The organism is Dyadobacter sp. 22481 (assembly GCF_052044875.1).
In the GTDB taxonomy this organism is placed as follows: domain Bacteria; phylum Bacteroidota; class Bacteroidia; order Cytophagales; family Spirosomataceae; genus Dyadobacter; species Dyadobacter endophyticus.
Map to the genome: position 1 here is coordinate 324418 of NZ_JBQENV010000001.1, position 15846 is coordinate 340263.

Here is a 15846-nt window from a genome sequence, read left to right on the forward strand (position 1 = left end):
GACATTCTTCACTGGTAAATAAACAGCGTTTTATAAACATGTCAAGCGGAAATAGGAATAAGTTCAGGTCGATCGTCGCGAAGTACCTCAAAGGGGGTGCCGATGAGGAAGAAACGGACATGATCGAGAAATACTATGAGCTCTTTGCAGGCAAACCGGATCATTTATCCGAAGTGTCGGCAGAAGAGCTCGCCGGCGTGCATGAAAGAATGAAAGGAAACATAGCCAAACGCATTAATTCTCAACCAGCCAGGTCTCGGCCGCTCTGGTCCGGGATATTCTGGCGTATGGCGGCGGCAGTTGTGATCCTGATTGGGTTGGGCTGGATTTTCTTCGTTCTAAGGGAACAACAGCATCCCGGAGTCAAGCTTTCAATCGCCAGAATGGTAACGCACCGGTCGGTGAAAGGCCAGACGAAATTTGTCGTACTCCCGGATGGCAGCCGGGTCGTGCTGCATGGCGACACGCGGATTGAATACGGTCGGGATTTTAACAACAAAACCCGGGAGGTGTCGCTGACAGGGGAGGCTTATTTTGATGTGGTGCATCTAAATGCCAGTGGCCGCAAGCCTGTTCCTTTTGTGATCAAGACGGGGAAAATCAGTACTACGGTTCTCGGGACTGCATTTAGCATTAAATCCCTGCCCTCCGAAAGTGAGGTGGTGGTAACGGTCACCAGGGGGAAAGTAAGGGTGGACGACGGAGGTAAGCACACGAGTTTGCTGACTGCGAACGAGCAGATGACCTACAACACCCACACGACCATTGCGGACGAAAAAGTTGTGAAGTCGCAAGAGCTTACCGCCTGGGTGCAGGCCGATATGGTGTTTCAGGAAATGCCTTTCGGGGAGCTGGCGGAAATGCTGGCAAAACGTTATGGTGTAAGAATATCTTTTCAAAATACGCAATTACAAAACTGCCTGATAACCGGCCGGTTTTCAGGGACGGAAACCCTGGAAGAAGTCTTTAAGGTACTGACCCTGACCAGCAATACAAAATATGCCCTGGAAGGCGGCGAACTGGTGTTAAGTGGAGAAGGCTGCCGCTGAATTGACTGATAACTAAACTCTTATGAAACAAAACGCCAACCATCCCGGCCGGGCTCCGTAGCTGCCCGGTGATCCCATAAAAAAGCTCCCCGGCCTTGGACAGCAATAGGGAGCTTTGAATAGAAAATTCGCAAAACAAATTTCTAGACAATACAAATATATGAAAAAACCTATATCCGTAGGCAGAAGAACTGTGCCCGGCCGGCAAGGTATCTTGTGCCGATATCTTTGCAATTTAATGAAGATCAGCGTTTATGGTATCGGCCTTCTCATCATAGCAAGCCAACTGCTGCTGGCGGGTGTGAGCGGTGCGCAAGATATTAGGGAAGCCAATGTAACAATTGGTTTGGAAAAGTCTTCTTTAAGGGAAGCGCTTCAAAAGCTGCAACAGGAATCGGGGTACAATATCTTCTACCTTTCGAAGGCCGTCTCGCCATTCGACAACATAACGCTCCGAAGGGAGCCGAGGACGGTTCAGAAAACGCTGGAATTGATCCTCGACCGAACCCATATCGTGTTCCGGCAGGAGGGCAGAAATATTATCCTGACCGAACGTGAGGTACTGATCCCCGAGCCCAAAACGAAGGTTCCGGTCAGGGGCAAGGTGGCCGACAAGGATGGAGTGGGCTTGCCGGGCGTAAGCGTGATCATCAAGGGGACCAGTCACGGGACGATTACGGATCAGAACGGGAATTATAATCTGGATTTCCAGGAAGATAATCCGGTGCTCATATTCAGCTTTGTGGGCTACGTGGCCCAGGAGCTGGAAGTTGGCAAGCGCGAAGTGCTCGACGTCGTGCTGGCGACGGACGAAAAGGCTTTGGAAGAGGTAGTGGTGGTGGGCTACGGTACCCAGAAAAAAGTGAATCTGACCGGCGCCGTTAGCAATGTGACAGGCTCCGAGCTGACCACCCGGCAAGCGCCCAATACCACTTCGCTGTTACAGGGAAGAATGCCCGGCGTACAGGTGACGCAGAACTCGGGGCAGCCGGGCGCTGAAAACGCCAGTATACAAATCCGCGGGCAGGGTACTTTCAGCGGAGCGGGGAACGATCCGCTCATATTGATCGATGGGGTGGAGGGTAACCTTAACAACGTCAACCCTAATCAGATCGAAAGCATTTCTGTATTAAAAGATGCGGCGTCGGCGGCTATTTACGGTTCGCGCGCCGCGAACGGGGTTATACTGGTAACCACCAAAACCGGTACGGCCGGAAGGTTAAACGTCGATTACAGCTACAACTTCGGCAGCCAAAAAGCCACTTCCGTCTATGACAGGATAACAAACTCGGTGCAGTTTATGGAGCTGCTCAACAAGGCCATCGCCCACACGGGAACGAATGCGAACCAGCTCTATACGCCCGCGCAAATTGAAGAATACCGCCAGGGAAGCATTACAAACCCTGCCCAGTACCCGAGCTATGACTGGATGGATGCCATTTTCCGGACTTCCCCCATGCAGCAGCATTACCTGAGCGTAAACGGCGGAAAGGAAAATACGACCTATAATTTCGGCGCAGGTTACCTCAATCAGGACGGGATCCTGATCGCTACCGGCTACAAGCGCTACGATGCGCAGTTCAATTTCAAGACAAGTCTTAACAAAAAAATTACGTTTGGGACCAACCTGGCCTTTTCGAAAGGAGATCGGAATGAAACTGCATTGAATACCGTTTTCGACGGGAATTCGACCGAAGACCAGATTCTCAGTGCATTGGCAGCGCACCCTACATTTACGCCGAAGCTGCCCGATGGAAGTGGCCGTTATGCTGCCAAAGCCTATATACAGGAAGGCGGTAACAAAAACCCGGTCGCGCTCGCGGAAAACGGCGGCAGGTATGTCAGGAATTATTATGCGCTGGCATCGGCATTTTTAGATGTGAATATTTTCCCGGGTTTAAAAGGGCAGATCAAAGGCGCTGTGAAATTCAACGACCGGCAAACCAAAGTGCACGTAGTGGGGATTCCGGCCTATATGTTTTTGCCGGACGCCAGCGGCCAGTACTTGTACAACACGCAGTGGAACGGTACAGTGGGCGAAAACAACCTGACGGTCCGGAAAGAAAATGACGTGCAGTACACCTTGTTTGGTACTTTGAATTACACGAAGAAAATCAGGGAAAATCACGACCTGAATGCATTGTTGGGCGTGAGCCAGGAAACCTTCCGGTACGACCGCTTGCAGGCATTCAAAAGGAATGCGCCGTCGAATGACCTGCTGGAACTGGGCGCATACTCCCCAGGCGGGCAGCTGGCCGACGGCCTGGCTTATCAATGGGCGCTTCAATCGGTATTCGGGCGGGTGAGTTACAATTACAGAGAGAAATACCTGCTTGAAGGAAATTTCCGTTACGATGGTTCGTCGCGCTTCCCGGAAGGTAATAAATGGGGCTTTTTCCCGTCGGCCTCGGCAGGATGGAGGATTTCTGAAGAGCAGTTTTTGAAACAGGTTAACTGGCTGGAAAGCCTGAAAGCGCGCGTATCCTGGGGACAGGTCGGTAACCAGAATGTAAACCGGAACCTGGGCGGCGAATCCATGCCCTACCCGTATCAGCAGGTGCTCAACCCCGTGGTGTACAATATCGGCGGCTCATTGCAGCAAGGCGTAACGCAGACAGACCTCATCAACCGCAACATTACCTGGGAAACCACGACGGTAACCGACGTCGGGATCGATTTTGGCCTGTTCAGGGCATCGGTGTTCGGAAGCATCGACTGGTATTCCAAAAAGACCACGAACATCCTGAGGCCTTTGCAGGTGCCCGACTTTATTGGTGTAGCCGGTCCGACGGTCAATCTGGGAGAAATGAGCAATACAGGTGTTGAAATTTCACTGGGCTACCAAAGCAGGGTTAAGGATTTCCGCTACAAGGTTCAGGGAAATTTTGAAACCTACAAAAACAAGGTTGTGAAGTTCGGTGCCCGTGAAGTGAACAACGGCAACGGCACGGTAACGCAGGAAGGCCTGCCTTACAACTCCTATTTTATGTACGTTTTTGACGGCATTTACCAAAACCAGGGCGAAATTGACAATGGGCCGACCCCGCTCGTGAAACCAAAGCCCGGTGACATGAAGTATCGCGACATCAGCGGGCCCAACGGCGTACCGGATGGGAAGATTACAACGGACGACCGCATGGTGGTCGGCGGCGCCTTCCCCAAGTTCAACTATGGGTTGACTTTTAACGCAGACTACAAAAACTTTGACATCGGCATTTTCCTGCAAGGCGTGGAAGGGCGTAAAATATACATCAAGGAGTGGGGGATAGCACCTTTCAGGCAGGCGGGGCCGCCTCCTACATTCTGGGAAAAAGCCTGGGACGGTGAAGGAACGTCTAATACGATACCGCACATCTTTAACGAAAATTACGCGCCTAACACCCAGGTATCCGACTGGTGGCTCCAAGATGCTTCCTATCTGAGGTTGAAGAACTTTCAGCTGGGTTACAGCTTCCCAACCAAACTGATCAACCGCGTGAAGATCCAGATGCTCAGACTATACGTGTCGGGAGATAACCTGGTGACATTCACCAAGTTTTTCAAGGGTATAGATCCCGAGCGGGCGGCGGCAAGCGGCAGGGCGGCTATTTATCCGCAGGCCAGGATCTATTCATTTGGTGTTAAAGTCACATTTTAATCAGTAATGCTATGACAACCAGATATTTAAATAATATAATTCTATTACTTTTAACTACGCTGGTGTTCGCCTGTCAGGACACGCTGGACACCAATCCGCTCGGCAGTCCCAACTCCGAAAACTTCTGGAAGACGGAGACGGAAGCCAACAAGGCTTTGATCGCCTGCTATGCCAAGCTCAAAGAGCCGATTATTTCAAACGGTCCGGCCCAGAGCGGCAACTCTCTTTTTTGGGAGGCATTATCGGACAATGCTTCCAATACCTCCAATTACGAGTCGTTCGATATCGTGATGCGAGGGGAACACAATTCGGCCACTACGGGAATTGTCAGCAAGTCGTTTACCATCGGATTTCAGGGCATAGCCGCGTGCAATTATTTCTTGGCCAATATCGATCGCGTGACGGCTACTACCGACGCTGTGCGCAACCGTATGAAAGGAGAAGCATTGTTCCTGAGGGCTTTTTATTACAATGACCTCACCCAACTCTACGGGGACCTGCCGCTGATTCTGAAACCGGCGGAGCTCGACGATAATCTCCGTGCAACGCCCAGGGCGCCAAAAACAGAGATAGTAGCACAGATCCTCAAAGATCTCGATCTCGCCATCTCGTATCTGCCCGCGGTTGCGTATACCGACGGGCGTGCGGTAAAAGGATCGGCCATTGCTTTAAAGACGAGGGTATTGCTGAACAATGAGCTGTACAGCGAGGCAGCCGATGCGGCATGGAGCCTGATCGGGGATGCCGCCAATCCATTCAAACTCTCAGATAACTATGCCGGTATCTTCTTCGGAAACCAGATCGGCAACCGCGAAATCATGTTTTCGGTGCAGTTCAAAGCCCCGGACGATTACCATTCGCTTGATCAGATTATCGGGGCGAGGATGTCGGTATTCCCCACACTCGAACTCCGGGATGCTTATGAACCCAACGACCCGCGCAGGAAAATGACCATTTTTGAAGCAGGAGACCCTTGGGCCTACAATCCGGCTGGCTTTAAGCAAACCGGAAGTCTTGCGGAAGGACAAATCCCGTACACCGGCATGGCTTTCAGGAAATGGGTTAACACGGCGATCAACAACGGATCGGGCTCGACGCTGAGCGAGCAGCATATGGTGAAGATCCGTTACGCCGACTTGCTCCTGATGTACGCCGAGGCCATGTTCGAAAGCGGAAAAGGGAGCGACGCACGTGCGTTGAAAGCATTGAATGATGTAAGAGCGAGGCCAGGGGTCGAAATGCCCGCCAAACCGGCCCTCACGCGCGATGTGATTCGGAACGAGCGAAGGGTCGAGCTTGCCTTCGAAGGATTGCGTTATAACGACCTGGTACGCTGGAAAGTGGCCGAGAAGGTTATTCCGCAGGTTGCATATGACGCGAAAGGAACCAAGAGAAAATTCAAGGCCTATCTTTTGCCAATCCCCTTAGGGCAAATGGATATCATGAAGGGGGTGTGGACTCAAAACGAAAATTACTAAGGACTGATGTTTGGTATAAAAAGATTAATGGTGCTGATACTTTCAGCGTCCGGCAGCCTATTGGCCGCAGACCAACTGGCCGTGAAAAGCCCTGATAGCAAGATTTCGTTTCATGTTTTTACGAAAAGTGATTCCCTGTTCTACCGCATTTCCTACGAAAATGGAGACGTGATAGAAGCTTCGCCCATTCGGATGTCTCTGGATGCGAAGGCTATTACCGGTAAGGTGACGATTGGTAAAGCAGACAGCTATCAGCTGAACGAAGAATATCCCTGGTACGGAGCCCACTCTGTTGCCAGGAGCCATTCCAACGGCTCGAAAATCAGCATTAACAGCGGCGGATTGCATTACACGCTCGATGTACGGGTGTTCAACAATGGCGCGTCATTCCGGCTGATCGTTCCGGGCAAATCGGACGTAAAACGGATTCCGGACGAATCTACCGTTTTCAGATTGCCCGTTGGCACTACCGCCTGGTTCCACGACCTGAATATGCATTATGAAGGCGAATATGCCCGGAAAAACATGGATACCGTAAAAGCAGGGCAATGGGCCGCTCCATCTGTTACATTCCGGTTACCCGGCAGTGAGATTTATCTGTCGGTGACCGAGGCCGACCTCAAAAACTATGGCGGGATGGCCCTGCAAACGGACGGTAGCCGGGGTATGGTTTTAAGGTTGCCGCAAAGCCAGCCCACTTCCTACCCGTTTAAGCTGCGATACAGCGCTGAGGATGTGCTCAGGCTTTCGCAACCTGCCGCCGTCACGGGCACCATCACTACCCCGTGGCGGGTGGTCATGATCGCCAACGGGCTGAATGCATTGGTAAACAACGACCTCGTACATAACCTTTGCCCGCCACCGGACAAAAAGCTGTTCCCTCAGGGTATCAAAACCGACTGGATTCAGCCGGGGGCGGCAGTGTGGAAGTACCTTGACGGCGGAGGAGAAGGCACGCTGGAAACGATGAAGGAATACTCCCGGCAGGCATCCGAGCTCGGTTTCAAGCATAATATACTGGAAGGTTTCTGGAAAAAATGGTCGGATGGCGACCTGAAATCCCTCGTCGATTATTCCCGCGAAAAAGGTGTTCACATCTGGTTGTGGGAGCATTCAAAAAACCTCAGGGAGGCGAAAACACGTCAGGCGTTTTTCAAGCATTGTCATGAACTGGGCGTTAGCGGCTTGAAAATCGATTTCTTCGACCATGAAGCAAAAGAGGAAATCGATTTGTACCAATCGATCCTCAGGGAAACCGCGGAACTGAAAATCATGGTGGATTTTCACGGAGCCAACAAACCGACCGGCCAGGAACGTACCTGGCCCAATGAACTGACCCGCGAGGCAGTGAAGGGAATGGAAGCCAGTAAACTGAAAGACAGGGCCGGGCATAATGTAACATTGCCGTTTACCCGGTTTGCAACGGGCCATGCGGAATACACGCCCGTACACTTCGGCGAGCGCCGGAAAAACACGACCTGGACGCACCAGATCGCCAGCGCCGCCATTTTCTCGGCCCCGTTGCTTACCTACTCTGCCAGCCCCGAGCATTTGCTGACCAACCCCGCCGCAGGGATGATCAAAAGCATTCCGTCCGTGTGGGATGAGACGATCGTGCTATCCGGCTCTGCGATCGGGGAGGCAGCCGTGTACGCGCGTCGGAGCGGAAAGAGCTGGTTTCTGGCTGTGATGAATGGGGCAATGCCGAGGAGCTTTGAGATTCCGCTGGCTTTTCTGGGCGAAGGCACTTTTGGCGCTTCGGAAGTAAGGGACGTGGACGGAAACCCCGCGGCTGTGGAGCTTGGAAAAGGGAACTACGATAAAAACGGTACCATACGGCTGAACCTCGCCGAAGGCGGTGGATTCATCGCAAAATTCGATCGCCCATGAATCATATTTTTCGGACAATAACTATCCAAGGAGCCTGCCTGTTGATGGCTATCCTGCTTTGTTTTCTGCAAGAGGTGAATGCCCAGGAAATATATGCCGGACGCTATAGGGCCGTCTTTACGAGCCCGCCAGGCAAGGTGCCGACAGCTAAAACGCCGGATGGGCCATTGGCGGGAAATGGGGACATTGGCCTGACGCTCGGTGGCAAGCCGGATAAACTGCTGTTTTACCTGGGGAAAAACGATTTCTGGCGGGCATATCCTGTTTATCCCGGCGGTGGAATTGCATTACCCGGTTGGTTGGAAATGCGCATTCCGGCACTTTCCGGCGCAGACTATTATGCGGAGCAAATACAGGACAAAGCCGAGATCGCTGCAAGGTTTACGAAGGATAGTCTTTCTGTTTGGGTTAAAACCTGGGTATCCGCAACGGCTAACACGGTTGTTATAGAACTCGGGTCCGACAAGGCCTGCTCTATGAATTTTGCCCTAAAAGCGGCGGAAGGGAATACTTCCGTCAATGCAAAGGGTGTGGACGCAGGCACCTATTGGGTAACGCGCTCTTTTGAAAATACGCCCTTGCTTGCATGGCCATCGCACGTGGCGATGGCCGTTAAAGTGCTGGGAGCAAAGCCCGATGAGCATGGAGCTATCGCATTGAAGCCCAACAGCAAGGTGACAATGGTGGTAACGATGTATACCAATTTCGACTCCAAAACTTGGAAACAAAAGACGATATCGGTAGCGAAGGCCACGACGCCAGCGACTGTAAACCAGTTGCGGAAGGACCATTATACCTGGTGGGAGCGGTTTTGGAAGCAGTCGACGGTGCAAATAGGGGACCCGTTTTTGGAAAAATATTACTATGCTTCTCAATACCTTTTCGGCGCGACCTCGCGGGGAAATAAGTTTGCGCCGGGTATTTGGGGGCCATTTATAACCAAAGATTCTGCTGCGTGGGGCGGGGACTACCATCTGAATTACAACTACCAGGCACCTTATTGGGCTGCCTATTCGTCGAACCATATCGACGAGACCGACAATTTTGACAAGCCCCTGCTCGATTACATGGAAAGCGGGAAGCGGCATGCAAAGGAGCTTCTAGGCATCGGCGGTATCTATTATCCGGTCGGGATCGGCCCAATGGGGCTAGTTACGACCCGCTGGCCATTGACCCCCGATGAAATGGAGAAGCGGTATGCCTCCCGTGAAAATACGATTGACGGAGGTTACAAGTTTCTGGGACAAAAAATCAACGCGGTATTCAGCGTCGGAAATATGCTCATGCGCTTTTACAGCACCTATGATGCTGCCTACGCACGTAAGGTGTACCCATACATGCGCGAATGCGCCAACTTCTGGGAGGATTATCTGAAGTTTGAAAACGGCCGCTACGTCATTCACATGGATCACTATAATGAGGTGATGCCGAACCTGAAAAATAAGGGGCAATGGCGGCAGCTTTTAGGTGATTTTAATTCCACATTATCGGTGGGATTGGTAAAAATGCTTTTCAAAGGCATTATCGACGTAAGCAAGTTTCTAAAGGTCGATGAGGAAAGAGTGCAAAAGTGGGAACATATTGTGACACATATGAGCCAATTTACCGTAGTCGAGGTTGATGGTCACCCGAGCCTTAAAGGCGTAGAATCCAGCCCATCTCCGGCACAAAACCGGGTTGAGGGCCTGGCCAGGGTTTCGATACACGGCTTACTGCTGCCCGCAGGCGTGTGCGGGCCTAAAACCGACTCCGCATTCAATCAGGTCCTGCTGGGCGACGTAAGCCGTTGGAAAGACAAAATGAAAGCTCCGGGCGAATGGGCGAATACCCTTGGCAACGGGATCGAAACCTGTATTCCGGCTGCCGTCAGGGTTGGGTATGATGCGGATGAAATCATGCGGCAGCTCACCGACCGCATCAAAAGGCAGTCGCTGCCCAATCTTTGGATTACGGCGGAAGGCGGCGGGATCGAGACGCTGGCGGCAGTTCCGCTGACGATCAACGAAATGATGATGCAAAGTTATGAAGGGGTCGTCAGGATATTCCCGAACTGGAACAAAACCAAAGATGCCAGTTTTGACCAGCTCCGGGCCTATGGGGCTTTCTTAGTAAGCAGCCGTTTGGAGCGAGGGGAAATTAAATATGTCAAGCTCCTGAGTGAAGCCGGGAGGCTCTGTCTCATCGAAAATCCCTGGCCGGGACATGCCGTACAGCTGTTACGAAATGGCTGGAAAGCGGAACGGCTGACCGGCAGCACATTCTCTTTTCCTACCGGGCGGGGAGAGCGGTTGGAGATGGTTAAGATCTTTACGCATAAACCTCATTTGCTCATCATCACCGGAGGCCATGGATTCAAAAAGGTACCATTTTACAATATGATGGATTCATTAGGCAATTTCAGTTACGACAAAATAGAACAGCCGAAAGCCAACGAGCTCATCGCCTCGCCTGCGGTTGACAAATACGACGCCCTGGTTTTTTATGACATGAACGACTCGATTACGGCGTCGCAAAAACAGGCCTATTTGCAGCAGCTGCAAAAAGGCAAGGCGATGATCTTCCTGCATCATGCGTTGGTTTCCTATCAAAATTGGGATACGTTCCAGCAAATTATCGGCGGCAAGTATTACGCAAAGGCTACGTTAGTCGATGGCGATACGTTGAAATCCAGTTACCAACATGATGTTGTGATCCCGGTTAAAATTGAAAACCGGGCGCATCCTGTGACCACGGGACTCTCGGATTTTGAGATTTTTGACGAAGTATACGGGAACTTTGGGACCCAGCCAACGATCCGGCCTCTCCTGAGCACAACGCACCCGGGAAGTTCGAAATACATTGCCTGGACCAATCCCTTTGGCCGGAGCGAGGTACTTTTCATACAACTCGGTCACGGGCCGGAGGCATTTGGAAACCCCAATTACAGGCAATTGCTGCGACAGGGGATAGCGTGGTCGATAAAGAACAATAGCCCAACGCTCAACCGAAAGTAGATTTGAACGAGCTTCGTGTTCGTTTCGGGTTTAGCTAAGTAGCAAAGGCAATCAGAACATTTAAAGGGTCATTTTAGTGTAAAGCGCTAATATTTAGCAAATTACTCTAAGTGACAACTTAGCCTTTCTAGTTCTTTACCCGCTGCTCTTCGCTTCCCGAGCCACCTACATTGCGTTTTTGCTTCCCGGAAGCGCCTTTGGCAAAATTGTAGGTGAAGGATGCCACGAGCACCCGTGTGTCGGCATCGTTATAATACGTCGCCTGGGCATTGGGAATGTTGAGAATGCGGCCATTCGGTTCGAGCGAGCTGAAAATGTCCCGAAGCGACAGCTTGACTATACCCTTATCCTTCATAACTTTTTTCTGAACGGCTGTATTGACAAGAAACAGGTCGTTCTTATCGAACTGCGCGCTCTGGCTTCTGGTGATATAGAACCCGCTCAGTTCGGCGCTCCACCCGTTTTTGAATAGAAACTGATTGTTCGGACTAATGTAGCCATAGGTTGAGCCGGTCGTGCGGCTAGGATCGCCGGGCATGCCCCGGAAGTTGTTGCGGATCAGTTCGGCGTAAAAGTTGCAGGTCCACCAACTGCCGGCTTTAAGCTGCGCCGACAATGTGATACCACCCCAGATCAACCTGCTGATGTTGCCCGTTCTGCTGATGAAAATGTTCCCGGCCTGCTCGATTACTTCACCATGCATATTCCGGGTGTAATTGTAAAGTAACGACAGGTTGAACCGGCGCTTATAGTTGAGTGAAAGCTGGAACCTGTTGCCCAGCTCAGGTTTCAGGTAGGGATTACCGGCGAAGTAGGAAAATTTGTCCAGCAAAAAAACGAATGGGTTCAAGTCCTGATAATAGGGACGGCCAATCCTGCGGCCATAGGAGAAATTCAGGTGCGTCTGGTTGGTGTCGAGTTTGTAACTCAGGAAAAGGGTAGGGAAGAGACTGGTATAATGCAGGGAAAACGACGAATCGGGCTTGACTGCATTGCCCAGCTGGTGACCATAACTATTCGTGTTTTCTGCCCGGAGGCCGGTTTGCAACGAGAGCCTTTTGAACTCGCGGCTGAAATTCAGATAGGCCGCATTGATATTTTCGGAATAACGAAAGCGGTTGGTTTTGTCATAATCCGTCGATACGTTTTCGCCCTGATGCATAAAGTAATTGGCCGCATTGTCGGTTAGGACAAGACTTGTTTTAAATCCGCTTCCGAGTTTTCCCTTTCGCAGCGGATGTTCGTAATCGGTTTTGGCTGAGTAAATAGCAATCGACGAAGGCAGGTCGGTGGTAATTTTTTCCCGCTTTTTGAAGTTCTGATCGCCGTCGAAGAAATCGTTGACGAATGTCTGCCTGGCGCGGATGCGGTAGCTGATATAATCGAGGTCGAAGGTCAGTAACTTTCCGGTGCTGTCGTATTGATGGCTGAAATTAAGGTTGATACCATGCTGCCGGAAGCGGTTTTTGTCGCTGTTGTCGGCGCGTATGACCGAATCGATATCGCCGGTAGCGTTCCTGACCGAGCTACTTACAGGCCGCCGCTCGCGCGAGCGTGTGAATGCGCCTGTGTACACGAGGCCCCAGGTAGTCTTTTCATTGGCATAAAAATCGATACCGGCTTTCAGGTTGGAGGTCCTGCTTTTGGGGTAAAAAAGCGTGGTTTGGTCGAACGATGACCGTAATACATCATTTTCGCCATAATACCTTCGCCGGATATCGAGCCGGCGCCACTGATCGGTGCTGTTGAAGCTGGCATTGGTAAAGAAATTAATGCGGTTGCTCCGGTAATTGAGGTTGATGTTTTCATTATGTCGCCAGTACCTAGATCTTGCCGGACTGAGCGTAATGCTGCCATTCAGGCCATGGACCTTGTTTTTACGCATTTTAATATGAATGATCCCCGCGCTCCCGGCTGCGTCATAGCGAGCGGGAGGATTTGTGATCAGCTCGATTTTCTCAACTGAGTTGGCAGGCAATGACCGCAGGTAGGCTGCCAATGCGGCCGGAGAGAGGTACGTGGGGCGGTTATCGATCAACACCAGTACGCCCGGCTGGCCCTTAAGGCTGATGCTGCCGCTCTGATCGACCATTACGCCGGGAGCTTTTTCCAGTACTTCCAGCACATTGGCACCTGCATTCGAAATCAGCGCATCGACGTTGAGTACCGTGCGGTCGATCTGGTATTCCACGAAGTTCTTCTGCCCGGTCACTTTCACCTCGTGGAGCCGGATGTCGGCGACGCTCAACGTAATGGTCCCCAAATCGATATCCGGCTTTCCGTCGGCGAGGTCAAACTTGCCGCCGGTGAAATTTTTAAAACCCAGCATCGCGACAGACGTGAAATAGGTGCCCTTTTGCAGGCCGGAAACGGAAAAAGTCCCGTCCCGGGCGGTAAGCACTGTTTGGACCAGACTCGAATCGGCGGCTTGAAGCATTGTAACGGCCGCACCTTCCAGCGGCTTGTTGTCTTGCGTTACCACTTTCCCTTTTATTTGGGCATAAGCATTCCCTAATGCCGCCAGCATGGCAACGGCAATCCAAAGGGTGGTTCCCACCCGGCCATTGGTTTTCATGATGTAATGTTAAGGTTAGTGTTTTTGTGACCGGCAGAGCCGTAGTTTGTCTGCCTTACCGGAAGTAAGTTATTGGTTATGAATGCACTGTTTTGAACTATTGGTGGCTTCCGTAGGTGAAGTCGATGACGTCGTCCGGGTTGGTAAGCACCGCGTCGAGCACGTTTTTGTGAACTGCTTCCGGCTGCCTGATACCATTGACGATCAGTTCTTTATTGGTAATCCTGAAATCGATCTCGTTCCTGGAAATCGCGACTCCCTGCTGTTCGATCGCGTCCATGATTTTCTCGTTGATCGCCTGGCGCTTGATGCGAATCGGATTGGGCTGATATTCGTGCTTATAGGTTTGCAGCGGCTGCATTTTATATTTCTGCTGATAAGGCTGCCATTGCACAGGGGCCAGCCGTACGCCGCCGGAAGAATCGGCATAGAGGGGAGCCACAGGCTGATAGAGAGGGGCGATCGGTTTTTGCAGTGGTTGGAGCGTATCCGCTGATGTCACATTCCGGCGCTGTGCATGCTGTACGGGATTTTGGAGTCCTTGTTTATTCGCTGTGTTCAGACTGTTAATGCTTTGATTTTGAGCGTTGTTTGGTTGTGCGTCAGTCTCATTTTGTGGAGAGCTGGCATTGACTTTAGTTTTCCCTGAACGTCCTGCTTGCTTTACATTGCCCTTTTGCGGTACTATTTGCGTATTTCCGGATTGCCGGCCACCGGACTGTCGGCCACCGGACTGCCGGCCACCGGACTGAGCAAAAAGGACTGAAAATGTGAAGAATGCGAACATGGCCATGAGCAGTATCGTTTTTTCGGCCGCTCCCAATGTCGAGTTCGTGCGTGAGGCGATGCGTTTGGCGCGTTGTACAATGCCACTTTTCCCGGAGAACGCTAGTTCATATACGTTTTCGCCCAGCTGGTATTCGCGAAACGCAAGCAGGGCACGAATATAGGTCGTCTGGTTCCCCGAATGCCGCAGGGCCATGTCATCGCAGCAATTTTCCCGCTCTTCGCGAATGAGCCCGGAAATCCAGAGAATGCCCGGGTTGAAGAAAAACAGCAACTCGGTAAGCCGTTGCAGGAAATTGACGAAAAAGTCCAGACGACGGATATGGGCGAGTTCATGCAGCAGCACCATTTCGATCTGATCTGCCGGAATGGAGGCGATCACGCCCAGCGGGACGAGTATCACCGGTTTGAAATGGCCCAGCACGGTCGGGACTTTCACCAGGCCGGACTGAAATAGCTTCACGGGCTGCGTTATGCTCATGGCTTTGGCAAACTCGCCCACACGCTGCTCCCAATGGCTGCCTATGCTGTAAATCTGCTGCGTTTTAAGCTGGTACAAACGGTAAAGCCCGAGCATGAGGCCGGTGATTTTGGCAACTACAATGACAAGCCAGGCCAGCGTGATCGTGTAGATGTTCCGGGTTAAAAAGTCCGCTGCAATGCTGACAATACTTTGCCTTTGGGATGGTATTTGACCGGAAACCATTGGCTCATTTGCAATGCCGGCGGCCGAAAAGCCGCGGGCCGGTACGCCGCCCGGCAACGAGGGGCCCGATTGAAAAAACGCAACGCCGGTGGCCAAGATGAACAGCAAAAGCAGGGCGGTCAGCAAGTTATAGCGGATCTCCGGACGGCTGCGGCGCGTGCAGACGACGACGGCTGCCGCCAGAAGTGAAGCAACAGCGCCAATCCAGAGCGAATGGCCAAGTGCAACCCCGATCTGCCGGATCAGGGCGTAGGTGGTTTCGGAAGTAAGAAGATTTTTCATGGCTGGTTTGATTTAGGAATTTCCTTTTTCCAATTGGTCCAAAACTGCCCGGATTTCGTCCAGCTCTGCTTTGGAGGTTTTTTTGTTGTCCAACAATTGCATGACCAGGTTACTGGCCGAGCCGCCGTACAAATGGTCCACAAAGCGGTCGAGCAGGAGGCTTTTCGTTTTTTGCTCCTCTTCAACGGCTTCATAAATATGCTTCATGCTGCGCTCGTCACGCGATAGCATACCTTTTTCGGCCATCAATTGCATTTGTTTGAGGGTCGTGGTGTAATTCACTTCCTTAAATGAATTCAGCTGGTCGTGAACAGCACGGACGGTGGACGGGCCGTGTTTCCAGAGGATTGTCAGGATATCGAGCTCGGCTTTCGTCGGTTCGGTTTTTTCGGAACTCATGGCTATGAAAATTAAGTACATGGCAAAGGTACGATTTTAATCGTACGATGC

8 protein-coding genes are annotated in these 15846 nt (G+C 51.6%); 5 read left to right on the forward strand and 3 right to left on the reverse strand.

Annotated features, from left to right (window positions below; all coding sequences use genetic code 11):
* The first annotated feature begins 38 nt into the window (after positions 1-38).
* The 5 genes from ACTJJJ_RS01255 (at position 39) to ACTJJJ_RS01275 (ending at position 11047) form a co-directional block, all read left to right on the forward strand.
* A complete protein-coding gene (locus ACTJJJ_RS01255) occupies positions 39-1049 on the forward strand; it encodes a FecR family protein (protein ID WP_188931515.1) in 1011 nt (336 codons plus the stop codon).
* 238 nt (positions 1050-1287) lie between these two features.
* Positions 1288-4686 carry a SusC/RagA family TonB-linked outer membrane protein gene (locus ACTJJJ_RS01260; RefSeq protein WP_440701193.1) on the forward strand — a complete coding sequence of 1133 codons (3399 nt, stop codon included), beginning with the start codon at positions 1288-1290 and terminating at the stop codon, positions 4684-4686.
* Between the two features lie 11 nt (positions 4687-4697).
* Entirely contained in the window at positions 4698-6164 is a 1467-nt protein-coding gene (locus tag ACTJJJ_RS01265; protein WP_440701194.1) for a RagB/SusD family nutrient uptake outer membrane protein, read from the forward strand.
* A gap of 6 nt (positions 6165-6170) precedes the next feature.
* Entirely contained in the window at positions 6171-8054 is a 1884-nt protein-coding gene (locus ACTJJJ_RS01270) for a glycoside hydrolase family 97 catalytic domain-containing protein (protein ID WP_440701195.1), read from the forward strand.
* Positions 8051-11047: a ThuA domain-containing protein gene (locus ACTJJJ_RS01275; protein WP_440701196.1), complete on the forward strand. Its 2997-nt coding sequence runs from the start codon at positions 8051-8053 to the stop codon at positions 11045-11047. Before ACTJJJ_RS01270 ends, ACTJJJ_RS01275 begins: the two co-directional genes overlap by 4 nt.
* Positions 11048-11174: 127 nt before the next feature.
* On the opposite strand, the gene ACTJJJ_RS01280 is transcribed toward ACTJJJ_RS01275, so the two are convergent.
* The 3 genes from ACTJJJ_RS01280 to ACTJJJ_RS01290 form a co-directional block, all read right to left on the reverse strand.
* On the reverse strand, positions 11175-13622 hold the full coding sequence (locus ACTJJJ_RS01280) for a TonB-dependent receptor domain-containing protein (protein WP_440701197.1): 2448 nt from the start codon (positions 13620-13622) through the stop codon (positions 11175-11177).
* Between the two features lie 97 nt (positions 13623-13719).
* On the reverse strand, positions 13720-15396 hold the full coding sequence (locus ACTJJJ_RS01285) for a M56 family metallopeptidase (protein WP_440701198.1): 1677 nt from the start codon (positions 15394-15396) through the stop codon (positions 13720-13722).
* Positions 15397-15408: 12 nt separating this feature from the next.
* A complete protein-coding gene (locus ACTJJJ_RS01290; RefSeq protein WP_188931504.1) occupies positions 15409-15795 on the reverse strand; it encodes a BlaI/MecI/CopY family transcriptional regulator in 387 nt (128 codons plus the stop codon).
* Positions 15796-15846 lie beyond the last annotated feature (51 nt).